Raw genomic sequence first — 24,978 nt, forward strand, 5'->3', positions numbered from 1 at the left:
CGCACAAACAACACCGCATAGGGAAGGACACTACAATGCGCGTCTATTACGATCGGGATGCTGATCTCAACCTCATCAAGTCCAAGAACGTCGTCATCGTCGGCTATGGCAGCCAGGGTCGCGCCCACGCGCTGAACCTGAAGGATTCCGGCGCAAACAACGTCGTCATCGCGCTGAAGGCCGGTTCGCCGACCATCAAGAAGGCCGAAGCCGATGGCTTCAAGGTCATGACCGTTGCCGAAGCGGCCGCCTGGGCAGACCTGCTGATGATGGCAACCCCGGACGAGCTGCAGGCCGATATCTACAAGGCCGAAATCGCCGGCAATATCCGCGACGGCGCAGCCATCGCATTCGCCCACGGCCTCAACGTTCACTTCGGCCTCATCGAGCCGAAGGCGTCGGTCGACGTCGTCATGATCGCACCGAAGGGCCCGGGCCACACGGTTCGCGGCGAATACCAGAAGGGCGGCGGCGTGCCCTGCCTCGTGGCCGTCCACCAGAACGGTTCGGGCAATGCGCTGGAACTGGCGCTCTCCTACGCCTGCGGCGTCGGCGGCGGCCGTTCGGGCATCATCGAAACCTCGTTTAAGGAAGAGTGCGAAACCGACCTCTTCGGTGAGCAGGTCGTTCTGTGCGGCGGTCTCGTCGAACTCATCCGCGCCGGCTTCGAAACGCTGGTCGAAGGCGGCTACGCACCGGAAATGGCCTATTTCGAGTGCCTGCACGAAGTCAAGCTCATCGTCGACCTGATCTATGAAGGCGGCATCGCCAACATGAACTACTCGATCTCGAACACGGCGGAATGGGGCGAATACGTCACCGGTCCGCGCATCATCACGGCAGAAACCAAGGCCGAAATGAAGCGCGTCCTCACCGACATCCAGACCGGCAAGTTCACCTCTGACTGGATGCAGGAATACCGCGCCGGCGGCGCCCGCTTCAAGGGCATCCGCCGCCTCAACGACAGCCACCAGATCGAGGAAGTCGGCACCAAGCTGCGCGCCATGATGCCCTGGATCGGCAAGAACAAGCTGGTCGACAAGGCCGTCAACTAAGCACTGGATGCCGCGGCCCGCCTTCGGGCAGGACGCAGGCCGCATATCCTGACTGATGAGGGGCCGGACGTCGAAAAGCGTCCGGCCCCTCGGCGTTTTCGGGGCCTTCCACGCGGGAAGCTGAACCAGGATCGCGCATGGCCCCGTCTTGCCGATGTGCGTGTCAGCCGTCTCTGGCAGAGGCTGACATACGCTTCTGCTGCAGTGCAGTATTTATTGTGTTGTTATTCACTTAATCCTGAAGTAATGCACGATACGGCACGCGTCGTTTAGTATTTCTAGAAATACGGATTTGCGGATAGGCATATTATCCTCCAAAAAATCGGATTTTTCTCCTGGCTTTAGTTGCGTCTGAGTGACAGGCGCCGGCTTTTTTATGTCCGTCGCAAAGTATTTCGTCATTGTGGTGCTGCGGCAGAGCGGGCCCCTTGTAAGCTGAGGCTTGCTAAGACAGCGAATCCGGGGGGGCATGATGAAAAATTTCAGGTTGCAGCGCCGCAGGAGCGGATTGCTCTGCCATGCGGCCTTTGTCGGGATTGTCGGCGCAACGACGGTTCTCTGCTCGATGATGGGCACCGCCGATCCGGCTTTCGCCGGCTGTTCGGTGACTGGGGACGTCATCACGATCAAGTGCGGTAACGACGGGGTCTATGTTCAGCCGCAACAGGGAGACGCCTCGCTGAGTGTCGACGGGCTGACGATTTCGGGGAGCGACAACAAGATCGACTTCTTCCCCTTCGACACCGATCCAGATGTCTTTGGCACGCTGACGCTCTCCGTCAGCAATACCACCATCAACACCCCGGACTATGGTGCAATCAACGTCGCGCCGAAGGTGCTTGTAGAAAGTATCAGTATCACGCTGGATCCGACCGTCACCATCGTCAATACCGGCGGTTTCGGCGGGTTATGGGTGAGAGCCGAACTGGGCGGTGACATTACGATCAACAGCGGAGCAGAGATCACCTCCACCGGAACGAGCGCCATCAGCGCTTCCACCAATGCCGGCAGTATAGACATCGTCAATTCCGGCGACCTCTCTTCCAGCAGCGAATGGGGCATTTATGCCGATGGCGGCCACGATTCGACGGGCGGCGAGCTGGTTTCGGTCACCAATAGCGGTGATATCACGGCCTATGCTGAAGCGATCCGCATGATCCAGTATCATGGCGATATCGAAGCGAACAATTCCGGTTCTCTCACCTCGCAGACGCAATCGGGGATCTATGCCTGGTCCGACACGACCGGAGAGATATCTGTCACCAATTCCGGCTCCGTCATTTCCTCTGCGGTTTCCACGGGCAACAAGGCGGGCATCCGGGTCGCATCCGAATATGGTGACGCCAGTGTCGTCAATTCCGGCCTCGCCCAGGCGGAAGCCTATGGCGTGCGTGTGACGTCAGGGACGGAGACGACTGGCGACGGCTTCGGTGACATCACTATCGACAACACGGTCACCGGCCAGATGGTCGGCATCTCGAACACTGGCTTGCATCTGGTGACGATCAATGGCGATATCACCGCCGCCAATGCCGGCAGCATTTCCGGCGCCAATGGCGTCTATGCCAGCACGGCTGCCGGCAGTGTCTCCCTCGACAATTCCGGCACAATCACATCCACAGCCGGAACCGGCATTGCGCTCACGGGCGATTCGGTAACGCTGACCAACAGCGGTGCGATCACCGCCAGCGGCGGCAACGCCGTTTCGCTGACAGCCGACACCAGCCGGTTGATCCTGAGGGACGGCTCCAGCATCACCGGCAATGTGGTGGCATCGGGCGACGCCACCCTGCAGCTGGATTTCGCCAATGCCACCACGCTGGACGCATCAGTTCTCGGAGATACGGCCCAGTATCAGGGGTTTGACACCGTCGCGGCCACCGGAACCGGTGTGCTGACCCTCAACGGCACCAGCCTCTATTCCGGCCTTGTGTCGCTGACGGGCGCGAATGTGGTGGTCGATGGTGATCTGCGCTATGCCGATTTTCTCGTCGGACGTGGCGTTGAGCTGAGCGGAGCCGGCAGTGTCGGTGACCTGACGGTCGGTGATGGCGGCTCCGTCGCGCCAGGCCACTCGCCCGGCACCATGTATGTGTACGGCGACCTGAGCTTCCTTACCGGCTCGACCTATGTGGCGGACCTTACGACGACCGGGGTAAGCGACAATATCGTGGTCAGCGGCGATGTGAACATTGCGGCCGGGACGACGCTTGCTGTTGCCAACCTGCGCGTCGCCAATCCTCTGACCACGGTCTACGAGTTGATCACCCTGACCGGCAGCGGGACGGTCAACGGTTCCTTCACGGCGCTACGCGATCCCTGGTCGTTCATCGAGCTTGACGTCAACTATAACCCGTCGAGCGTGACGCTCGGCTATCAGCAGGTGGGCGGCAGCTTCACGAATTCCGCCACCGGCATCAATGCACGCTCGGTGGGCAGCGCCATCGACAGTCTGGGCACATCTTCCCCGTTCTATGACGATCTTTTGTGGAGCACCGGCTCGTCCGCGGATGCATCGCTGGATCAATTGAGTGGTGCCATCCATGCCTCGCAGATCGGCGGGCATGTGGAATCCGACCTGCTGTTCAGCACGCTCATGCTGTCGCAGCTGAATGGCGCCGGTTCCCTGGCTGCGCCTGCTGACAAGACTGTGGCAGGCGATGGCACCTTCTGGATGACCGGTTTCGGCCGGCGTGCCGAACGCGATGGCGCAGACCTTGGTTCGTCGCTCACCGATACGGGCCGCGGTCTTGCCATCGGCGCCAAAGGCACGTTGGTCGAAGGCTGGGATGTTGGGCTCACCGCAGCCATCGGCAGCGACCGCGTCAGCGCCGATAGCGGCACGGGGTATTCCGAGGCAGACAGCTATTACGTCGGTCTCTCGGCTGCGACGTCTGTCGACGCGCTGCGCTTCAGCTTCGGCGGCGCCTACACGCTGCGCACCATTGATACCACCCGCACCGTTGCGCTTGGCACCGTCAACGACCGGCTGACGGCCGATTACGATTCCCAATCCTTCCAGGCATTCGGTGAGGTCAGCACGGTTTTGTCGCAGGGGGATTTTCGCTGGCAGCCCTTCGGCAACCTCACCTTCGTGCATTATGATAGCGACAGCTTCACCGAAGCGGGCGGCACGGCAGCCCTGACCGGCACGGGCCTTTCGGACAGCACGCTGTATTCCACCCTTGGCGCCCGCGTCGCCTGGGCCTTGCCGGCCGTCGGCGCGACGACCGGTGCCGTCAATGCCCATGCCGGCTGGCGTCATGCCATTGGCGAAAGCACCGCCAATACGCAGATGGCTTTTGTGACAGGTGGTGATTCCTTCACCATCGCCGGCGCCAAGCCCGCCCGTGACAGCGCGGTCGTCGGTCTCGGCCTGTCCTTTGCCCCGACGCCCGCCAGCACCATCTCCCTCAACTATGATGGTGAGTTCGGCGACGGAAACAGCGCCCACGGCGTGAAGGCAGGCTTCAACCTGCGCTTCTGAGCGCGCATGGGTGGACCCAAACTTTGCACTTCATTTCGCTCCCCCGGATTTAAACAGTCCGGGGGAGTTTTGCTTTGCCGCCTCACCAAGGGCGCGCTACATCTCACCGCGGGAATCTTCGCGATGAAAATGCCTCTGCCGTACCAAAAATCGATAAGTCAGTATTGCTGACCTATCGGAACTTGTGTAATGCAGAAGCCAGAAGAATTGAAATAAGAGGAAACATTCGTGCTCGATTGGGATCATATCTTCGCCACGCGCTCCTCGCGCATGCGCGCATCCGAAATCCGGGAACTGCTGAAACTTCTGGAGCGGCCCGACATCATCTCCTTTGCCGGCGGCATTCCGGACCCGGCGCTGTTTCCGGACGTGGCGTTCAAGGATGCCTATGCGGAGATCTTTTCGAGCCCGCAGGTCAACGCCGCTCTTCAGTATTCGGTCAGCGAAGGCTACAAGCCGCTGCGCGAATGGCTGGTTGGCGAGATGGCCAAGATCGGCATCGATTGCACCGTCGATAACGTCTTCATCACGTCGGGTTCGCAGCAGGCGCTGGATTATCTCGGAAAACTATTCCTGTCGCCGAAGGATACGGCGCTCGTCACTTGGCCGACCTATCTCGGTGCCCTGCAGGCCTTCAACGCCTATGAGCCGAACTACGACCAGCTGACGCCCGGCGGCAATCGCACGCCGGCGGCCTACCGCGAAACGGCAGCAGCCAATGGCGGTGCGGTGAAATTTGCGTATCTGTCGGCGGATTTCTCCAATCCGACCGGCGAGACAGTGGATCTGGACGGCCGCAAGAAGGTGCTGGAACTCGCCGACGAGTTGGATATCGCCGTCATCGAAGACGGTGCCTACCAGTCGCTGCGCTATAACGGCGATCCGGTTCCGCCGATCCTGGCGCTCGAAATTGCGGCCAAGGGCGGCATCGAAAACACCCGCACCATCTATTCCGGCAGCTTTTCTAAAACGCTGGCGCCGGGCTTGCGCGTCGGTTTCGTCGTCGCCAACATGTCGGTCATCCGCAAGCTGGTGCTGATGAAGCAGGCGGCCGACCTGCATTCCTCGACGATCAACCAGATCGCCATCGCCCATGTCGCCGAGCGCATTTTCGACAGCCAGGTCGCCAAGATCGGTGCGGCCTACAGCGCCCGCCGCGATGCCATGCTATCGGCCCTGTCGCGCTACATGCCGGCCAGCACCAGCTGGACGAAGCCGGAAGGCGGCATGTTCGTCTGGGTGACGCTGCCGGCGGGGCTGGATGGCGCAGAGCTTCTGGCGCGCTCCATCGAGACGGAAAAGGTGGCTTTCGTGCCGGGGCAGGCGTTCTTTGCCGATCGCTCGGGCGCCAACACGCTGCGGCTTTCCTTCTCCTGCGCCAACGAGACGATGATCGAGGAGGGCATCCAGCGCCTCGGCCGCCTCATCCGCAACGCCGAAGCAAAGGCCGCCTGATTTAGGCTGCAGCCACTGCACATGGACGACTTCAAAAAGCGCCGGCGTCTCCGCGGAGGGGCCGGCGCTTTTTGCTGCGCGCGCAGCGATTTCCCGATTGTCATCGCTTTCGGGGCGTGGCTGTGTCATGACAAGTGGACGCATCGCCGGATCGGCTGCGGGCACTCTTGGGAGATAGGATCGCATGCAGGGCCTGACAGAGGAAACGCACCGGGTGATTGCGGATCTCGCCCGCCAGTACGGCCTCAGCGAGGATGCGGTTCTTGCCATGCTGATGGCGGTGCAGCGCGGGCAGGGCACCATGGCGCAGTTCAACATCGGTGAACTCGGCGGCAGCGGCCAGTGGATGCTGGGTGGCATGACCATGGTCGGCGACATGTTCAACTATGGCCTGAAGAACACCGTCGACAGTCTCTGCAATGCCCTGTCGCAGGCACTCGCCGCGGGGCGCATCGTTTTTCCGACAGAGACCGGCGGCGCCAGCGTCTGGTGGCCGCAGCACCTCGGTTCGCCGTCCAGCGCCGGCGCCCAGAACGACAGCGCCTATGCGGTTTTCCCAGCCCAACGGCGGCTCGCCATCAAGGATGCGGGCGGCGTGACGCTCTATGATACCGGCGATCACTTCATTTCCGGCGTCGGCCAGCAGCAGGGCAGCAATAGCGGGCTGACCTTCTCCAGCCAGTATGGCTCGTTTTCGGTATCGAGCCTGCGGCGTGCCGACGAACCGGCGGAGCCTGTGCAGCCACAGGAGGCGTGGGCGCCGCCGCTTTCGGACGTGCAGCCGTCCGCTGCCCCGAAAGTCCAGCCGCTCCAGCAGCAGCCCGCGGCTATCGTTGCGCCTGCACCCTCTGGCGAGGCCGCAGGGCAAGCGCCGCCGGCGCCTGCACCCTCCGGCTCCACCGCTCCCAAGGGTGCCGCCGAGATCATCGGTCTCATTGAAAAGCTCGCAAGCCTTCGCGAGGCAGGCATCCTGACCGACGCCGAATTTTCCGCCAAGAAGACCGAGCTTCTCGCCCGCCTGTAATGGTCTTGCGGCGCAAATCCTCGCGTGCCGTCCGCATAATTCCAGTGCGCGAAATTCGACTTTGTCACACCTCTGTTAGACATCCATGATCTAGCGGCAGCAATCGCCATAGAGAAGGATTGCTGCCATGAAGATGTTTGTCTCTGCCGTTTCCGCCCTCGTCGCCTTAGGCGCGCTTGCCGTGTCGGCCAACGCTGCCGATCTTGTCATCTATACCAGCCAGCCGAACGAGGATGCGCAGGCAACCGTCGATGGTTTCAAGGCGGCCAATCCGGGCGTCGATGTGCAGTGGGTCCGCGACGGGACCACCAAGATCATGGCAAAGCTGATGTCGGAGATCGAGGCCGGCAATCCCGTGGCCGACGTCCTTCTGATTGCCGATACGGTCACGCTCGAGCGCCTGAAGCAGGACAAGCGCCTGATGGCCTATCAATCGCCGGAAGCCAAGGCCTATGATGCCTCGCTCTACGATGCCGATGGCTACTACTATTCGACGAAGCTCATCACTACCGGCATCATGTACAACACGCAGGCCTCGATGAAGCCCGCAAGCTGGAAGGACCTGGCAAAGCCGGAAGCCAAGGGTCTTGTCGCGATGCCCAGCCCGCTCACCTCCGGCGCTGCCCTCATCCATGCCCAGACCCTGGTCGAAAATCCGGCACTGGGCTGGGATTATTATCGCGCGCTCAAAGATAACGGCGCCATTGCCGCCGGCGGCAACGGTGCGGTGCTTAAATCGGTTGCAAGCGGCGAAAAGGCCTATGGCGTCGTTGTGGATTACATGCCGATCCGCGAAAAGGCCAAGGGCGCACCGGTCGAGTTCGTCTTCCCCTCGGAAGGCGTCTCTGCCGTCACCGAGCCGGTCGCCATCATGAGCGCCACCAAGCATGCCGACGCGGCCAAGAAATTCGTCGATTACGTCTTGTCGGAAAAGGGTCAGGAAGGTTTTCTGAAGCTCGGCTATATCCCGGCCCGCAACGGCATGGCGCTTCCGGCCGGCTTTCCGGCCCGCGGCACGATCAAGGTGATGCCGCTCAAAGCCTCCGACGCGCTGAAGAACACCGATACGGATCTGAAGACCTTCTCCGGCATCTTCGGCGGTAACGGCTGATTTCCAGGATCGCAATGCGTGCCTCACGAACCAAGGCAAACGGCCAGCCCCACTGGCTGTTTGTCTTCGTCTTTGCCGCCCTTTGCCTGCTGAGCGTTCTGCCGCTCGGCCGGCTTGCCTTGACGGGCGCGCTGTCGCTCGCAAGAGGCGGCGGCGATGGACTGCTGTCTGATCCGGCGCTCTGGCAGGCGGTCTGGAATACGCTCACCACCTCCTTCCTCGGCATGGTGGTCGCGGTGTTCCTCGGCGGCGGTTTTGCGCTGCTTCTGACGCTGTTCGATATCCGCGGCCGCACGCTCCTCGGCTTCCTCTTCATGCTGCCGATGATGATCCCGCCGCAGGTGACGGCGCTCTCCTGGGTGGGGCTGACCGGACCCTCGAGCACGCTGTTGAAGGCGGTGGGACTTGCACCGCCGCTCGGCACGCCGCAGCCGCTCTATTCGATCGGCGGCATTGCCCTGCTGCTTGGCGTCCAGAATGCGCCGCTGGTCTATCTGGCGCTGCGGGCCGGGCTGCTGGCATTGCCGCGCGATGGCATGGAGGCCGCACGGCTTGCCGGCGCCTCGGCCTTTCAGGTGATGAGGGACATCATCCTGCCGCTGGCGCTGCCGGGCTTTGCCGCCGGCGCCGCCATGGCGTTTGTCTCCAACGTCGGCAATTTCGGCATTCCCGCCATCCTTGGAATTCCAGCCTCGATCTATACGCTGCCCACCTTGATCTATGCAAAATTTGCGAGTTTCGGGCCGAGCACCTTTGGCGACATTTCGATCCTCTCGGGCTTCATCGCGCTGTTGTCGGTTGCCGGCCTGCTGGTCGAGGAACGCGTGCTGAAGGGCCGGGATTACCGGATCATCGGTCTGTCGGGCCGCACGGCCGTCTTTGCGTTGAAAGGCTGGCGGCTGCCCTGCGAGGCTCTGCTTGTCCTCTTGCTGGTCGTCATCCTCATCCTGCCCTTTGCCGCCTTGCTCGCAAGCTCGCTTGCCCCGGCCTATGGCGTGCCGCTCACCTTCAAGACAGCGACCTTCTATGCCTATGAGGAAGTGCTGCTGCGCCAGTCGATCACCCGCACCGCCTTCCAGAACTCCATCGTGCTCTCGCTTGCAACAGCGCTCGGTCTTCTTCTGGTGACGGTGCTGATGGGCTATTTCGTTGCCCGCTCCAGCCGTCGGGTTGCTGCGCTGGTCGCTGCGCTTGCCGATATTCCCTACGCGCTGCCGGGCATCGTTCTTGCCGTCGCCTGCATTCTCTTGTTTGCCGCGCCGCTGCCGTTTTTCGGCGTGTCGATCTATGGCACGATCTGGATCCTGTTCTTCGCCTATCTCTCCAGCTTTCTTGCCGTCAGCCTGCGCCCCATTGCCAGCGCCTTTCGCCAGCTCGATCCGTCGCTGGAAGAGGCCGCCCGCCTGTCGGGAGCGGGTTTCTACCGCCGTCTGCGCGATATTCTGGTGCCGCTCGTGGCGCCTGCTGCCGGTGCTGCCGTGATTCTCGTGTTCCTCATTGCCTGCAACGAACTCACCGTCTCGGCGCTCCTCTGGTCTGCCGGCACTCAGACGCTGGGGGTCGCCATCTACAATCTCGATGACAGCGGCAGTTTCAATCTGGCCTCGGCCCTTTCGGTCCTGGTGGTTGCCCTGGTGGTGGTCATGATGCTGCTGCTGGAACTGCTGGCCAAAAATCTGCCCAAGGGAGTGGTGCCATGGCGAAGCTGATCCTCAACCGTCTGTCGAAGGATTTCGGAACCGGGCGACCGGCCGTCGACGATGTGTCGCTGACCATTGGCGATGGCGGGTTCCTGGCGCTGCTCGGCCCCTCCGGCTGCGGAAAGACGACGGTGCTGCGCATGATTGCCGGTTTCGAGCAGCCGACGGACGGCGCGATCCTGCTTGGCGAGCGGGTGCTTGCCGATGCCTCCGCCATGGTGCCGCCGGAGCGGCGCAACATGGCGATGGTGTTTCAGTCCTATGCGCTGTGGCCGCATATGAGCGTGGCGGAGAATGTCGGCTATCCGCTCAAAGTGCGGGGTATCACCGGCGAACGTCGCACAGCCAAGATTCGCGAGGCCTTGGCCGCGGTGCGTCTGGAAACCTATGCGGACCGGCGTCCGGCCGATCTTTCCGGCGGCCAGCGCCAGCGCGTGGCGCTGGCCCGCTGCCTGGTGACAGAACCGGATGTGGTGCTGCTGGACGAGCCGCTTGCCAATCTCGACCGGCACCTGCGCCAGGAGATGGAAGAGACGTTTCGCGAGTTTCACGCCCGCTCGCGCGCCACGATGATCTATGTCACGCATGACCAGGCGGAAGCCATGGCGCTGGCAACCGAGGTTGCCGTGATGTCGGAAGGCAGGCTGCTCCAGATGGCTGCCCCCGACGAAATCTATGCGCGCCCTCAGGGGCGGCTGGTCGGCGGACTGATCGGGCAGGGCGCGATCCTCTCCTTGCCGTGGCGCGAGCCGATGCCGCGCCAGCTGGACTGGCCGGCCCTGCAGGCCTGTTTCCATCCGCAGCCCGGAAGCCCGCTGGCCGATATTCTGGTGCGTCCGCAGGATGTGGTGATCTCCGATGAGGGGCTGGACGCGGTGGTCAGCGCCTGCGTGTTCGAAGGCGAGCGGCATGCGCTTCAGCTTCTGCTGAGTGACGGACGGGTGCTGCGCGCCTTCAGCCGCCGTTCCGTGAGGGTGGGGGACGCCCTGCGGGTGGTGCTGCGTAGCGGCTGGCGGCTGTGACGGTGCTTAAATCTCTGTTTGAGGTTTTTCCCGATTTTCTCTGGACGGTAAAATTCAACGGTTGATGGTGCTTACCGTCTCGGGCAGTTTGTCGTCCATCGTCCCGGTGTGCCGCATCGGCTTGCGAAGGACAGGAGGTTTTCATGGCTCTCACTTATGCCGTCTATGACGTCTTCACCGATACCCGGCTTGCCGGAAACCCTCTGGCGGTTGTCTTCGGCGCCGATGCGATGACGGATGAGGCCATGCAGGCGCTGGCGCGCGAGACCAACCTGTCGGAAACCGTGTTCGTCCAGACCTCGGCCAATCCGGCCCATGCGGCAAAGCTGCGTATTTTTACGCCGACGCGGGAATTGCCGTTTGCCGGCCATCCGACGGTCGGAGCGGCCATTGCGATTGCGGAGCGGACGCATGCGGATGAGCGCCCGGACCTCGATCTCGTCTGCGTGCTGGAGGAAAATGTCGGGCCGGTGCGCTGCGCCGTGCGGCTGGCCTCCGGCGAGGCAAGCTTTGCCGAATTCGATCTGCCGCGCATGCCGCAGCGCATCCAGCTGGGTCTCGACCGGCAGGGGCTTGCCGATGCGCTGGGAGTGAAACCCGGCGATCTCGGCTTTGAAAACCATGTGCCATCGGTGTGGAGCGCCGGCGTGCCATTCCTGATGGTGCCGTTGCATAATCTTGCCGCCGTCGAAGGCATCGAGTTCGATGGCATGCTGTGGGAGCGCGCGGCGCCGCTGGTGGAGGGCCGGCTTGCCTCCGTCTATGCCTATTGCCGCGGCGGCGTGCACCATGCGGCGCGCTTTCACACCCGCATGTTTTCCCCCGATATGGGAATTTCCGAGGATCCGGCAACCGGGGCTGCGGCGGCAGCGCTCTCGGGCGCAATCCACCATTTCGATGCGCTTCCGGACGGCCACCATCCGGTACTGATCGAGCAGGGCGTCGAGATGGGGCGCCCCTCCTTCATTCATCTGCACATCGATGTGAAGGAAAGTTCAATTGCGCGCGCGCGCATTGGCGGGCAGGCTGTGAAGGTGGCATCGGGAGTTTTCCATCTCTGACCGGATGTGACCGGCGCTCAGATATTCGCACCGACGTTGGGAACCGGAAGCCGGCCCCGGCGTTATGAGGGCCGACGGGAGTAGGGTCATGCGCGTGCCAGCCATCAAGAGTGTTTCAAACCGACGGGAAAGCGGCAGCTGTTGTCCTGTGCTTGAGGGCCGATCCCGTAGAGCCCTTTTCCGCAGCACGGCGTTTAGCCTCCGTGCGACCGTCAGGAACTAGCGGCTCGCACGACAGCCCCTTGTTCATCTTTCCACGCAAGCAGACAGACTATCGCCGTGTTGTTGAGGCGTAAGGCTGCCCGCCCCTGGGCGCCAGCGATGATTCGCAACATGCCGATGATGAGGAGTACCCATGATCAGAAGTGAGAAGAGGCCAAGCGACGACCCGTTGAACTCCGAGGATCTGGCGCGATGCCAGCAGGTGTTCGAACGGTTGCGCAGCGAACTCTGCCCGGATGATGATCAGGAAGAGACAAACCGGCTCGCAGCCATCACCATGGAACTCTATCGTCAGGGCGTGCGCCGGGAAGACCTGCTGCGCGACATGGTGGCAGCCGCACGCGGACATCATTGAGACACCGCCGCTGTCCTCCTGAGGATTCGGGAAGACGGCTACCACCACAGACAAGGCGCGGACCGCAAGGCCGCGCCTTTTTCATGCGCAGAGGTCGCCCCGACCGCCAGACGCTTCCGGCCCTTGAGGGGGCCTTCCTGAAACCCGGTCGAAGCGCGTAGCCTGAGGTGGAGTTTCCTGGGCAATTGTCGCCCGCCGCGCGCAGCTTGACGTTTACGTAAACTGCGTTTTATATCCAAAAGTGGCGCACGTCGGAGACGCAGGCCTGTCACAGCATGCGAAATCTCTAGCCATCCGGCGTCCCAGATCGGCGGCTGCTGCTGCACCGCGCGCTCTTCGTAAACGGCATCCTGGGGAGGACATCATGCCATTGCCGAAAACTCTTAAAACCTTGCGCCTGCCGGCCATTGCTGCCCCGATGTTTCTGGCCTCGGGGCCGGATCTGGTTGTGGAGACCTGCCGAGGCGGCATTCTGGGCACGTTTCCGGCGCTCAATCAGCGCAGCACGCAAGGTTTTGTCGACTGGCTGGACGAGATCCGAGCGCGGCTGCAACCGCATCCGGATGCAGCACCCTTTGGGGTCAATCTCATCGTCCATCGTTCCAACCCGCGACTGGAGGCTGATCTGGCAGCGGTGGTCGCGCACCGTGTGCCGCTCGTCATCACGTCGCTCGGCGCGGTGCCGGAGGTCGTGAAAGCAGTACAGTCCTATGGCGGCCTGGTGTTTCATGATGTGATCAGCCGCCGTCATGCGGAAAAGGCGGCAGAAGCGGGCGTCGACGGCATTATTGCCGTCTGTGCCGGCGCCGGCGGCCATGCGGGTACGCTGAGCCCCTTTGCGCTTTTGCCTGAAATCCGCTCCTTCTTCGGCGGAACGCTTGTGCTGTCGGGCGCAATCAGCAACGGCGCGCAGATTGCCGCCGCCCGGCTGATGGGCGCAGACCTTGCCTATCTCGGCACCCGCTTCCTGGTGACCCGCGAATCCATGGTGAGCGAGGCCCAGAAGCACATGACGCTTGAAGCGCGGGCGGGTGATATCGTCTACACCGATGCCATTTCCGGCGTAAACGCCAATTTCCTCAAGAAGAGCATCGTGGCCGCCGGCCTTGATCCGGCCAATCTGGTCTCCCACGGACCGATGGACCTGGGCAGCGAAGCAAAGGCCTGGAAAACGGTCTGGTCGGCCGGGCAGGGTGTTTCGGGCATTGATGACGTGCCGGCGACGGCCGACCTCTGCGACAGGCTGGCGCGCGAATACGCCTGCGCCATGCTGGATGCGCGGGCCGATCCGTTCCTCGCCCGGGCTCAAGAGGCGATCAAGCCCTTGTGAAAGCGCCCTCGCAGGCCTGATCGAACGATCCAGCATACGCCAAGTCTTTGGCGCCCATGATCTTTTTGTGCATCGCGCGTTGCCGGCTTCGCCGTTCACGAATTGATGACGGAGATGCAACCGATCGGGCGGTTGAAGCCTCTGCAATCCGCGCCCATGTTCTTCCTGCGTCACCGAATATGGACGTGGACAGGCGTCCGGCACTCCGGTTCTGGACGCGCCGTAAAAGGATTTGAGCCATGAAGCGCATTCTCGTTACCTGCACCATTGCCCTTTTGGGGGCCGGCACGCTTGCCTTTGCAGAGGACCTGCATCACGCCAGCGAAGGTCGCCTCAGCATTGGTGCGATCGGAAGCACCGTGCAGCAGGTGTCTGTGGAGAACGGCGAGCGATACAGCGAACTGTACCGTGTGAAGCCGGACCACACGCTGACGCTTGTGTCGCGCACCGCCCTGTCGGACGGCTGATATTTTGGCAAGGGCAGTCTGCTGCCCTTGCACGCTCCTTCTGAGAGGAAAGAGTGCAAGCGCCCGCCGTCCTGGCGGGTTTTTCGTGCCCGCGCTCCTGGTGTAGCCTTACCCGCATCGGCCCGCAGGACAGCAAAAAGCCCCCGAAGCCGTTGGCTGGGGGCCATCATTCTGCCGATCTTCCTATGCTCGCTCCGCGGCCGCTTCATGCGGCCCGCCTGGAATGGAGCATGCTGTTTCCGATTAACGGAAAGAGCGCGATGCGATCGAACGGATGTCGTAGCGGGTCAGGCCGATGTCGCTGAGCGCCTGGGTGGACAGGTTGCCCAGTTCGTTCATGGTACGGCGGTAGCTGATCCAGCTCTTGGCGAGACGAATCGGGTTCATGGGGATCTTCCTCGAATGTGTTGGTCCGTCGACGGGTTCGTCAGCGGCGATGACGGTCTTATACATCCGCATAATTAGAATGTGCAGTGCAAAAACCAGGCGACTGCCATGCGTTTGTGCAATGTGCTGAACAAATTTGCGTCTTTGGGTAAAAAATGAGCGCCACAGTCGGCGGCCCAACGAAGGAAAAATGCGCATAAAAAAAACGCCCCCCGGAGGCGGGAGGCGTTTTGAGAAGCAGGACGAAAGCCTGCTGCAGCGGATGCTATTCGTTAGATGCCGACAGCCGTGCGGGCAACGCGACGGATTTCGGCGCGGCCGATGCCGAGGTCGTTCAGTTCGCGGTCCGACATGCGGCCGAGTTCCGAAACGGTCTGACGATACTTGCGCCAGTTGGTGAGCGAGCGAGCGATATTCATGGTCATGTCCTTCTTTGGTTCCTGCCGAGGCCCCGCTTGGGTCGGGCGCCTCTCAAATCGATTGAATGGGGTTATATGCTGCACTGCGTATAAGCAAAAGCGCCGATGCCGTATGCCACCTATGCGTCCGCTGCATTGCTGGTGAAGATCCGTTAAAGCCTGTGGCGAAAAGATGAGCGGCACTCCCGAACCGGGCAGTTTCATCGTGGCGGTGAAGGAGGCCCTGAAGCAAAAACGCCCACCGGGGGAGGACCGGTGGGCGTCGTGCAAAGTGACCGGCGAATGGGAGGAGGAGGGTCGCCAGTCTATCGAGGTTCGCTGGGAGGAGGAGCGCGAACCGCCGAATCTCGTTCCGGGATCATCCCGAGGCGTTTTGCGGATGGACCGCCGACAGCCATGTCGCTGCAGGGCCAGCCCTGCTGATGAAATGACTATACCCGAGCAGGCTTCATTGTGCACTGCAATATAGGTGGGTGAGCCATTCGTCTGGCGCATGCCTTGACGCGCGCTTTTTGAATGTACTGTGCAAATATTAGGGCCTGGTAAACAACGGAGCGCTTCGCCCCTAAACCGGAGCATAAAGAGTTTCCTGTCTGCTGCCGCGGCAACTGTCATTTTTCCTTTGCGTGCGGAAAAAACGGTTGTTATAGAGACGCGCGCTCCGGAAGGCCTCTGCGCGAGGAATTTCCACGCGGTTTTGGGGCGCGGGTATGGTGAAATTGGTAGACACGCCAGATTTAGGTTCTGGTGCCGCAAGGCGTGGGAGTTCAAGTCTCTCTACCCGCACCAGTTCCGCGGCAGCTTCTGCCGCAGGCCTGATCCAGCTGGTGGCCCAGAGCCCCAGCGCGCACGAGATTGCATCGAAGCCACGACCGGCGACAGGTTCCGGCGTCGTGCTCACCGAAACCACGGCTGTCTGAGCACCGCCGCATGATATGAAGGTATGACAATGCAGGTTATCGAAACGCTCGCTGAAGGGCTGAAGCGCGAAATCAAGGTCGTTATCCCGGCCAAGGACATGGAACAGCGCATGAACGAGCGCCTGGCGGAAGCCAAGGACAAGGTGCGCATCAATGGTTTCCGTCCCGGCAAGGTTCCTGTCGGCCATCTGAAGAAGATGTACGGCAAGTCGATCATGGCCGAACTCGTCAACGAGATCGTCCGCGACCGCCCGAGCGCCATCCTGTCCGAGCGCGGCGAAAAGTCGGCGACCCAGCCGACCGTTGCGATGACCGAGGACGAAGCCGAAGCCGACAAGATCCTGAACGCCGAAGTCGATTTCGAATTCACGCTCTCCTACGAAGTCATCCCGGCCATCGAACTGAAGCCGACCGCCGGCATCAAGGTCGTGCGCGAAGTGGTTGACGTTCCGGAAGAAGAAGTCACCGAGCAGATCCTCAAGATCGCCGAAAGCGCGCGCACCTTCGAAGCCAAGGATGCTGCTGCCGAAACCGGCGACCGCGTGACGATGAACTATCTCGGCAAGGTCGATGGCGTGGCCTTCGATGGCGGCGCCGCCGAAGATGCCGAACTCGTCATCGGCTCCAACCGCTTCATCCCGGGCTTTGAAGACCAGCTGGTCGGCGTCAAGGCCGGCGAAGACAAAGTCATCACCGTCACCTTCCCGTCGGAATATCCGGCCGCAAACCTTGCCGGCAAGGAAGCCACCTTCGACATCACCGTCAAGGAAGTGGCAGCACCGGCCAACCTCGAACTGAACGACGAACTGGCCACCACGCTTGGCGTCGAATCGCTCGACAAGCTGAAGGAAATCGTGCGCGGCCAGATCGAAGGCCAGTACGGCAACGTCACCCGCCAGAAGGTCAAGCGTCAGATCCTCGACCAGCTGGACGAGATGTACAAGTTCGACACGCCGGAAAGCCTCGTCAACGCCGAGTTCGACAACATCTGGCGCCAGATCAACACCGATCTCGCCCAGTCCGGCAAGACCTTTGCCGATGAGGACACCACGGAAGAAGAAGCCCGCGCCGAATATCGCAAGCTGGCTGAACGCCGCGTCCGTCTCGGTCTGGTTCTCTCCGAAATCGGCGAAAAGGCCGGCGTCGAAGTGACCGAGGAAGAAATGCAGCGCGCGCTCTATGCCCAGCTGCAGCAGTTCCCCGGCCAGCAGAAGGAAATCCTCGATTTCTTCCGCAACACGCCCGGCGCTTCCGCATCGCTGCGCGCTCCGATCTTTGAAGAAAAGGTCGTCGACAAGCTGCTCTCCGAAATCGACGTGACGGACAAGACCGTGACGAAGGAAGAGCTTCTCGCCGAAGACGAAAACGAAGGCGAAGAAAAGACCGAAGCCAAGAAGGCCGCTCCGAAGAAGAAGGCTGCCAAGGCTGAAGCCGAGGCTGCCGAGGGCGAAGAAGCTCCGGCTCCGAAGAAGAAGGCCGCTTCGAAGAAGAAGGCTGCCGAAGGCGACGCTGAATAAGCGTCTTCCAGCTCAACAGGCCATTTGCTTGCAGAAAGACCTCCGGCGTCACCGCCGGGGGTCTTTTCGTGCGTGGCTAAGGTCAGAGAGGCGACTGGCGGTGAGGAGCGTGGCTGGCTGGCAAGGCGGCAGTCAGGGGCGTGTCGCCGACCTGCGACGGGTCAGGATCGGATTGCGGTCGCAACCGCTGTCGGTGCAGTGATACAGCAGCCCCGAATCGGGCTTCGACGATCAGGCGTCACCGGCCCGCTTGACCGTGCTTCCAGAGCTGGACTTATGTTTTAGGAGGGCTGGGCAGAAGGGGCGAGTGCGGACGATTGCCGGCGTTGCGCAAGGGGAAATTCTGCCACTCTGGTCCGCTTGAAAGAGCGGCGAGTGACCGCCGGCCGTTGCTGCCGGCGGGGTGTCTTTACCGCATTCAGGCGACGCGGCTATGGTCCAAGGAGCGCTCTTCCAGGAAGGCGCTGTAAAATCCGGTATCGATGCGGCGCATGGCATGCTCGATGGCCCAGCCGAAGGCCCAGGCATCGCACATCAGCTGCACATCTTCGCGGCCAAGCCCATCATGGACCATCGGGCGCAGGAACGGGTTTTCCTGCGCGGTCGCACCCAGCATGCGGGCCTTGGACCCGCGCTCCTGCCATTCGAGAAGAGACTCAATATTCATGTCTTCACCTGTTTCAGCAGGCGTAACTAGTCTCGCTCCCCTCATCGGGCAAGGTGGATACCTGACGAATGCTTAGTATTTTTTTAACCGTCATCATCATTAAAAAGCTTGCCGAATCAGTCAGATGCTGAATCAGCGCGGTTGACGCTGCAAGCTGAGATAGACCGGGTCGAAACCGGCAAACCGCTGCAGGCGGTTCCAGTCGGTGACAGTGATGCGCTCCTTCGACCAGGTCATGCACTGCTCGCTGCGCAGTTCCTGGATTACCCGGTTCATATGGACAAGCGAGAGGCCCATCACGTCGGCCATCTGCATCTGGGACAGGGGAAAGTGAAAGCTGTTGTCCTCCACCCGGTTGACGATGCGCAGGCGCAGGTAAAGCTCGCAGATGATATGAGCGAGATGCGCGGCCCGCGCCCGTCGTCCCATCGCCACCAGCCATTGGCGGCTGATGGCACTCTGGATCAGCGTATCGAGCCACAGGAGGCGCGTCAGGTGCGGTTCGGTTTCGGAAAGCTCGCGCAGTGCCGAATGCTCGGCCACGGCTATGCGGCAGGGGGACAGAGCCACGAGGCCGTGATCCATGGTCTTGACCAGGAAGGCGTGCAGGTCGACGAATTCGCCGGGCACATGCAGCGAGGTCAATTGCCTCTGGCCGTCGCCGGTGATGGTGTAGCGTGCGGCAAAGCCATCCAGCAGCAGGCAGCTGGTCGTCGGCTGCTCGCCTTCCTTGACGATATCCTCATGGGTCGCAACCCGCCGCTCGCGGGTCAGAATCGCGCGCAGCCGCGCTTTCTCGCGCTCATCAAGCGTATCTCTGTGCTCAAGGTTCAGCAGCAAGGGCTCTATCAAGGTCTGTCTCCGAAGTCAGGTCAGTCCGGGTAGATGTTCAACGGGCTCGGGCGCTGTTTGTGCCCTTTTGGGGGAACATTCTTTGCGATGGCTGATTGTGTCCCGGTAAGGCATGGTGATGACGATGACCCGCTATCTCTTTGACATCCACAATGACGGTCTCGATCATGAGCCGGTTCCGATGGAGCTCTCCTCGCGGGAGGATGTGGTGCGCGAAGCCGGACGGATCCTGGCCGACATGGCGCGGGACGAAATGCGCGGCAGCCGGCAGATGTCCATCTTTCTCAATGTGCGGGATGAGACCGGGCGGCCGGTCTTCGTGAGCAGTCTGTCTTTCATGGCCGAATGGCTGGAAAAGGACAGCTGAGATCATGACCCATGCTCAAAGGGAGGAGGCGTTTCCGCCTCCTCCCTTTGAGCATGGGCGTCAGCTGCGTTTCAGTGCTCGAAGCGCAGGTAGATGGTGGCAAGCGGCGGGAGCGTGAGCATGAGTGACTGTGCATGGCCATGGGCCGGCTGCTCTTCGCTCCACACTTCGACATTGCCGAGGTTGGAGCCGCCATAGACGGCCGCGTCGGTGTTCAGGATCTCGCGCCACCGTCCGGCCAGCGGCACGCCCACACGATATCCTTCCCGCGGCACCGGCGTCATGTTGGAGATCGACAGCACGGCCCCACGGCCATCTTGAGACTTGCGCAGCATGCCGAAGACGGAATTTTCCGCGTCGTCACCGATTACCCACTCAAATCCTTCCGGGTGAACATCGCCGTATTGCAGGGCAGGTTCGACCGCATAGATCCGGTTGAGATCGCCGATCAGCCGCTGTACGCCCGCATGATCCGGCCGGTCGAGCAGGTCCCACATCAGCGACGCGTCGTGGTTCCATTCGGTGGCTTGCGCAAGTTCGGCTCCCATGAACAGCAGCTTCTTGCCGGGATGCGCCCACATGAAGCCGAAATAGGCGCGCAGGTTCGCCATTTTCTGCCAATGGTCGCCCGGCATCTTGCCAAGCAGCGAGCCCTTGCCGTGCACCACTTCGTCATGGCTGAGCGGCAGCATGAAGCGCTCGGTATAGGCGTAGACCATGCCGAAGGTCATCATGCCGTGATGGTATTTCCGGTAGATCGGCTCCTCTTCCATATAGTGGAGCGTGTCGTTCATCCAGCCCATGTTCCACTTGAAGTCGAAGCCAAGACCGCCGTCTTCCACAGGCTGCGTCACCCCCGGCCAGGCGGTCGATTCTTCTGCCACCGTAAAAGCATGAGGGCAGCGCTGGTGGATGATGCTGTTCAGGTGCTTGAAGAATTCAACCGATTCGAGATTTTCCCTCCCGCCATACTTGTTGGGGATCCACTCGCCGGCATTGCGCGAATAGTCGCGGTAGAGCATGGAGGCGACCGCATCGACGCGCAGCGCATCGATGTGGAAATGCTCGAGCCACTCCAGCGCTGACGCAAGGAGGAAACCCTTCACCTCGTTGCGGCCGAGATTGTAGATGAGCGTGTTCCAGTCCTTGTGGAAGCCTTCGCGCGGATCTTCATGCTCGTAGAGGGCCGTGCCGTCGAAGCGCGCCAGACCCCAGACATCGGTCGGAAAATGCGCCGGCACCCAGTCGAGAATGACGCCGATGCCGGCGGCATGGCAGCGGTCGATGAAATAGGCAAAATCTTCCGGCGTGCCGTAGCGGCCGGTCGGCGCAAACAGCCCGAGTGGTTGATAGCCCCACGAGCCACCAAACGGATGCTCCATGATCGGCATCAGCTCGATATGGGTAAACCCGAGCTTTGCCGCATAGGGCACAAGGCGCTGACTGAGTTCCACCCAGTCGAGCGACCGGTTGTTTTCCTCGGCGATCCGCAGCCACGAACCGAGATGCACCTCGTAGACCGAGAGCGCGGTTTCGCCGGAGCGGATGTCCGCCCCTTTGCGCATCCAGGCATCGTCGGTCCAGCGAAAGGGCGTGCTGGAGGCAACGATGGAGGCAGTGGCGGGCGCTGCTTCGCTGGCGCGCGCGACGGGATCGGCCTTCTGGGCCAGCACCGTGCCATTGCGATCGACGATTTCGAACTTGTAGCGATCGCCGGGACCGAGGCGGGGCAAGAAAATTTCCCAGATGCCGGCCTGCGCGCGAAGCCGCATCGGATGGCGGCGTCCGTCCCAGGCGTTGAAATCACCCACGACGGAGACGCGCCGTGCGTTGGGTGCCCAGACGGCAAAACGCACGCCTGATACGCCCTCCACCTCCATGGCGCGCGCGCCGAGCGTACGGCCAAGGTCGTAATGGGTGCCCTGGCCAATGAGGTGCAGGTCAAGCTCGCCGAGCAGCAGGCCGAAGGAATAGGGGTCTTCGGTTTCCTGCACGGCTTCCGGCCAGGCGATCCGGTAACGGTAGCGTCCGCCGCTTTCGACTGCGGCGGCAAAGACGCCGCTCGCATGCACCCGGTGCATCTTTGCGATCACCGCGCTGCTGCCAGCCTCGATGATCTCGACACCTTCGGCGCCGGGCAGGAAGGCGCGGATGATGGTGACGCCGTGCGAGGGATGCGGCCCGAGGATGGAGAACGGGTCGCCGTGACGGCCATCCACGAGTGCGGCAAGCGCCTCATCGGAGATGCCGCTCATGAGTTCGGAGCGTTCGATGTTCATGTCATTTTCTCCGAGAGCCTTTGAACAATGGCAGAAAAGCCTGAGAGCGGGATCGGCAGCCACTTCGGCCGGTTGCGGGCCTCGTAGCCGATCTCGTAGGCGGCTTTCTGCAGGAGGTAGAGGTCGAGCATGCGCTGGCGATCGTCAGGATTGACGCGCAATGCATCGGATTGATCGGTGATGGCGAAATAGGCGTCGAGGAAGGCCGTCTCAGCCTGCTCGGCAAAGGTGCGGATCATCGCGGTGCGCTGCGGATTTTCCGTTTCCGCCACCGCTTCCGTATCCAGTTCCGCCGTGGCGGCAAGATAGCTCAACGAGCGCAGAAGACCGGCCACATCCCGCAGCGGAATGGTTTTTGCCCGGCGTTCGGCCAGCGTCTTTGCCGGCTCGCCCTCGAAGTCGATGATGTAGGCATCGGTTTCGGCCACCAGGATCTGGCCGAGGTGAAAGTCACCGTGATTACGGATCATCAGGGCGCCTTCTGCGGATCGGGCGAGATCCGCGGCAATGGAAAGCAGATCCTCCCGGCGTGACAGAAGCGGTTCCACCATGGCGGCCGTCTCGGTGTCGAGATCACTGTTTGCCTCCGACAGGATGGACAGCGTCTTTTCGATCTGGTCCACCGCTGCCTTGCGCCACAGTTCGACGTTTTCCGGCAGGGCCGGAAGCGGCCTGAAGTCATCGTTGTCGGTCTCTGCCGCAAGCGCCACATGCAGTTCGCCCAGCCGCGTGCCGATCGTGCCGGCAAAGTTGCCCAATGGCCGCATCAGGTCGCTGATGGTGTCCGGGTCGGCGTCGGATAGCCCGACATCGTCGAGAACGCGGCGCAGGTTGGAGAGCATCCAGTTCCAGGCGTCTCCCTGGTTGCGGACAGCACCCTGCACGATCATCAGCGTGTAGCGCTCGCCCTCCGGCGCCGTGCGCACCACTTCGCCGAGAAGCGGTGCCGTGTTCTGGTAGCCGACTTCCGTCAGGTACCGCGTCATTTCCACTTCCGGATGGATGCCCGGGAAGATGTGGCGGATGAGCTTGACCATGGCCATGTCGGCGATGATCAGCGAGCTGTTGGACTGCTCGGCCGACAGCCAGCGCACCGGCATGTCATCGGCAATGCTCATGCAGTCGAGCTGATCGGAGCCCAAAAATTCCAGCGTGCCGCCGCGACCGGAGAGGACCGAACGTTCGCAGAGACCACGGATCACCCCACGCGCCATCGCTTCCAGCGCAAAACCGTCCGTGAGGAAGCCGACGCGGCGTCCCTGCCGGATGCGTGCCAGCGCCAGCTGCTGGGCAAGCGCCGGTGGCTGCGTATCGTCCCAGGCCGCTGTCAGCGGCAGGAGATAGGTTTCGGTATGGTCTTCAAGCTCTACGGCAAGCTCGCCGAGCAGAATGTTGTGCGTGATCCCCATCGGCGTTGCGGCAACCAGCGTTGCCTTCTTCATCGCTTCGCCCTTGGAGCCGAACCAGCGGCGCTTGTCGAGATAGGCCGGCAGGATGTCGCGCGACAGGGTTTCTGCAAGCTTCGGCTGATCGATGAGTTCGGTCAGATCGCGCCGCACCACCAGCGTGTTGAGGTCGGCCAGTTGCGACGGCGGCTCGGTGCGCCAGGCAGGGCCATCGGCCTCTGCCACCAGCTGGAACCAGTAGAAGGAAAACGGCGGCAGCGTCAGCAGATAGGTCAGTTCGCCAATCGGCGGGAAGGGCGACATGCCGGTAAGCTCGATCGGCACGCGTCCCTTGAACTCGGAAAGATCAAGTTCCACCGCCTGCGGCAGGCGCGAGAGATTTGCCACGCAGAGCACCGTCTCGCCCTGATATTCGCGCAGGTAAGCGAGAATCTTGCGGTTGCCGGGGGTGAGGAAGCGCAGCGATCCGCGCCCGAAGGCCGGGTGCTTGCCGCGCAGCGCGAGCATCCGGCGTGTCCAGTTGAGAAGCGAATGGTTGTCGACGCTCTGTGCCTCGACATTCAGTGCCTCATAGCCATAGAGCGGGTCCATCACCGGCGGCAGCACAAGCCGGGCAGGATCGGCGCGCGAAAAGCCGCCATTGCGGTCATTCGACCACTGCATCGGGGTTCGCACCCCATCGCGGTCGCCGAGATAGATATTGTCGCCCATGCCGATTTCGTCGCCGTAATAGAGGACCGGCGTGCCGGGCATGGAGAGGAGCAGGCCGTTCATCAGCTCGACGCGGCGGCGGTCGCGTTCCATCAGCGGCGCCAGGCGCCGGCGGATGCCGAGGTTGATGCGCGCACGACGGTCCGAGGCATAGATGCTCCAGAGATAGTCGCGCTCCTCGTCCGTCACCATTTCCAGCGTCAATTCGTCATGGTTGCGCAGGAAAATCGCCCACTGGCAGTTTTCCGGGATTTCCGGCGTCTGGCGCATGATGTCGGTGATGGGAAAGCGGTCTTCCTTGGCGATGGCCATGTACATGCGCGGCATCAGCGGGAAGTGGAATGCCATGTTGCATTCGTCGCCGTTGCCAAAATATTCCGAGGTATCCTCAGGCCACTGGTTCGCTTCGGCCAGCAGCACCTTGCCGGGATGGGTGGCGTCGAGAGCCGCGCGGATCTTCTTCAGGATTTCATGGGTTTCCGGCAGGTTCTCGTTGTTGGTGCCCTCGCGCTCGATCAAGTAGGGGATGGCGTCGAGGCGGAAGCCGTCGATGCCGGTTTCCAGCCAGAAGCGCATGACGTTCAAGAGCTCGTCCATCACCTGCGGATTGTCGAAATTCAGATCCGGCTGATGGGAATAGAAACGGTGCCAGTAATAGGCGCCGGCCACCGGATCCCAGGTCCAGTTGGATTTTTCCGTATCGAGAAAGATGATGCGGGTTTCCGGAAATTTTTGGTCGGTGTCGGACCAGACATAAAAATCCCGCTCCGGCGAGCCGGCCGGTGCATTGCGAGCCCGCTGGAACCAGGGGTGCTGATCGGAGGTGTGGTTGATGACAAGCTCGATGATGACGCGGATGCCGCGCGCATGGGCGGCATCCACGAAGGCACGGAAATCATCCATCGTGCCGTAATCGGGACTGACCGCACCGTAATCGGCAATGTCATAGCCGTCATCGCGACGGGGCGATGGGAAGAAGGGAAGAAGCCAGATGGCAGTCGCCCCGAGGGAGGCGATATGGTCGATCTTTTCGGTCAGCCCCGCGAAATCGCCGATCCCGTCTCCGTTCGAATCGAAGAAGGATTTTACGTGCAGCTGGTAGATGATGGAGTCCTTGTACCACAGCAGGTCCTGCTCGGCCTGCTGGTTCTGCATCATATCCAT

At 61.8% G+C, this 24,978-nt stretch carries 19 protein-coding genes and 1 tRNA gene; 14 read left to right on the plus strand and 6 right to left on the minus strand.

Translation table 11 applies throughout. The features are described 5' to 3' along the window. The first annotated feature begins 35 nt into the window (after window positions 1-35). The 11 genes from ilvC (at window position 36) to J2858_RS10495 (ending at window position 14,289) form a co-directional block, all read left to right on the plus strand. Window positions 36-1,055, plus strand: a complete 1,020-nt coding sequence (ilvC, locus tag J2858_RS10445) for a ketol-acid reductoisomerase (protein WP_210104756.1) — start codon at window positions 36-38, stop codon at window positions 1,053-1,055. Window positions 1,056-1,524: 469 nt separating this feature from the next. After that, entirely contained in the window at window positions 1,525-4,542 is a 3,018-nt protein-coding gene (locus J2858_RS10450) for an autotransporter outer membrane beta-barrel domain-containing protein (RefSeq protein WP_210104757.1), read from the plus strand. A 228-nt stretch (window positions 4,543-4,770) separates the two neighbouring features. Then, window positions 4,771-5,997 carry a PLP-dependent aminotransferase family protein gene (locus tag J2858_RS10455; protein WP_210104758.1) on the plus strand — a complete coding sequence of 409 codons (1,227 nt, stop codon included), beginning with the start codon at window positions 4,771-4,773 and terminating at the stop codon, window positions 5,995-5,997. Between the two features lie 184 nt (window positions 5,998-6,181). Then, complete coding sequence (locus J2858_RS10460; protein WP_210104759.1) at window positions 6,182-7,021, plus strand: SHOCT domain-containing protein; 840 nt, start codon at window positions 6,182-6,184, stop codon at window positions 7,019-7,021. A 127-nt stretch (window positions 7,022-7,148) separates the two neighbouring features. Beyond that, window positions 7,149-8,132 (plus strand): ABC transporter substrate-binding protein, encoded by a 984-nt coding sequence (locus J2858_RS10465; protein WP_210104760.1) that lies wholly within the window; start codon window positions 7,149-7,151, stop codon window positions 8,130-8,132. Window positions 8,133-8,146: 14 nt separating this feature from the next. Further along, entirely contained in the window at window positions 8,147-9,841 is a 1,695-nt protein-coding gene (locus J2858_RS10470; protein ID WP_210104761.1) for an ABC transporter permease, read from the plus strand. Continuing rightward, a complete protein-coding gene (locus tag J2858_RS10475) occupies window positions 9,829-10,854 on the plus strand; it encodes an ABC transporter ATP-binding protein (protein ID WP_210104762.1) in 1,026 nt (341 codons plus the stop codon). Before J2858_RS10470 ends, J2858_RS10475 begins: the two co-directional genes overlap by 13 nt. Window positions 10,855-10,997: 143 nt before the next feature. Next, window positions 10,998-11,915 (plus strand): PhzF family phenazine biosynthesis protein, encoded by a 918-nt coding sequence (locus J2858_RS10480; protein ID WP_210104763.1) that lies wholly within the window; start codon window positions 10,998-11,000, stop codon window positions 11,913-11,915. 355 nt (window positions 11,916-12,270) lie between these two features. After that, window positions 12,271-12,492 carry a hypothetical protein gene (locus tag J2858_RS10485; RefSeq protein WP_210104764.1) on the plus strand — a complete coding sequence of 74 codons (222 nt, stop codon included), beginning with the start codon at window positions 12,271-12,273 and terminating at the stop codon, window positions 12,490-12,492. Window positions 12,493-12,856: 364 nt separating this feature from the next. Further along, the gene (locus J2858_RS10490; RefSeq protein WP_210104765.1) at window positions 12,857-13,822 is read left to right on the plus strand and encodes an NAD(P)H-dependent flavin oxidoreductase; all 966 of its coding nucleotides are present in this window, start codon (window positions 12,857-12,859) and stop codon (window positions 13,820-13,822) included. A 239-nt stretch (window positions 13,823-14,061) separates the two neighbouring features. After that, window positions 14,062-14,289, plus strand: coding sequence for a hypothetical protein (locus J2858_RS10495; RefSeq protein ID WP_210104766.1), 228 nt, complete (start codon window positions 14,062-14,064; stop codon window positions 14,287-14,289). Between the two features lie 243 nt (window positions 14,290-14,532). Here J2858_RS10495 and J2858_RS10500 read toward each other — a convergent pair whose 3' ends face one another. Both J2858_RS10500 and J2858_RS10505 read right to left on the minus strand, forming a co-directional pair. Next, window positions 14,533-14,676 (minus strand): DUF1127 domain-containing protein, encoded by a 144-nt coding sequence (locus tag J2858_RS10500; protein WP_210104767.1) that lies wholly within the window; start codon window positions 14,674-14,676, stop codon window positions 14,533-14,535. 272 nt (window positions 14,677-14,948) lie between these two features. After that, window positions 14,949-15,095 (minus strand): DUF1127 domain-containing protein, encoded by a 147-nt coding sequence (locus J2858_RS10505; RefSeq protein ID WP_210104768.1) that lies wholly within the window; start codon window positions 15,093-15,095, stop codon window positions 14,949-14,951. Between the two features lie 704 nt (window positions 15,096-15,799). On the opposite strand from J2858_RS10505, the gene J2858_RS10510 reads away from it, so the two are divergent. After that, window positions 15,800-15,884 (plus strand) — tRNA-Leu (locus J2858_RS10510). 160 nt (window positions 15,885-16,044) lie between these two features. Further along, entirely contained in the window at window positions 16,045-17,532 is a 1,488-nt protein-coding gene (tig, locus tag J2858_RS10515; RefSeq protein WP_210104769.1) for a trigger factor, read from the plus strand. A gap of 418 nt (window positions 17,533-17,950) precedes the next feature. Here tig and J2858_RS10520 read toward each other — a convergent pair whose 3' ends face one another. Both J2858_RS10520 and J2858_RS10525 read right to left on the minus strand, forming a co-directional pair. Beyond that, window positions 17,951-18,199: a CrpP-related protein gene (locus J2858_RS10520; RefSeq protein WP_210104770.1), complete on the minus strand. Its 249-nt coding sequence runs from the start codon at window positions 18,197-18,199 to the stop codon at window positions 17,951-17,953. A 132-nt stretch (window positions 18,200-18,331) separates the two neighbouring features. Then, window positions 18,332-19,051, minus strand: coding sequence for a Crp/Fnr family transcriptional regulator (locus J2858_RS10525; protein WP_210104771.1), 720 nt, complete (start codon window positions 19,049-19,051; stop codon window positions 18,332-18,334). Window positions 19,052-19,169: 118 nt separating this feature from the next. Between J2858_RS10525 and J2858_RS10530 the strand changes: the two genes are divergently transcribed. Next, the gene (locus tag J2858_RS10530) at window positions 19,170-19,418 is read left to right on the plus strand and encodes a DUF6894 family protein (protein ID WP_245365723.1); all 249 of its coding nucleotides are present in this window, start codon (window positions 19,170-19,172) and stop codon (window positions 19,416-19,418) included. 71 nt (window positions 19,419-19,489) lie between these two features. Here J2858_RS10530 and glgB read toward each other — a convergent pair whose 3' ends face one another. Both glgB and treS read right to left on the minus strand, forming a co-directional pair. Continuing rightward, complete coding sequence (gene glgB, locus J2858_RS10535; RefSeq protein ID WP_210104772.1) at window positions 19,490-21,697, minus strand: 1,4-alpha-glucan branching protein GlgB; 2,208 nt, start codon at window positions 21,695-21,697, stop codon at window positions 19,490-19,492. Continuing rightward, window positions 21,694-24,978, minus strand: coding sequence for a maltose alpha-D-glucosyltransferase (gene treS, locus J2858_RS10540; protein ID WP_210104773.1), 3,285 nt, complete (start codon window positions 24,976-24,978; stop codon window positions 21,694-21,696). Before treS ends, glgB begins: the two co-directional genes overlap by 4 nt.

The organism is Neorhizobium galegae (assembly GCF_017877135.1).
Classification (GTDB): Bacteria; Pseudomonadota; Alphaproteobacteria; order Rhizobiales; family Rhizobiaceae; genus Neorhizobium; species Neorhizobium galegae_A.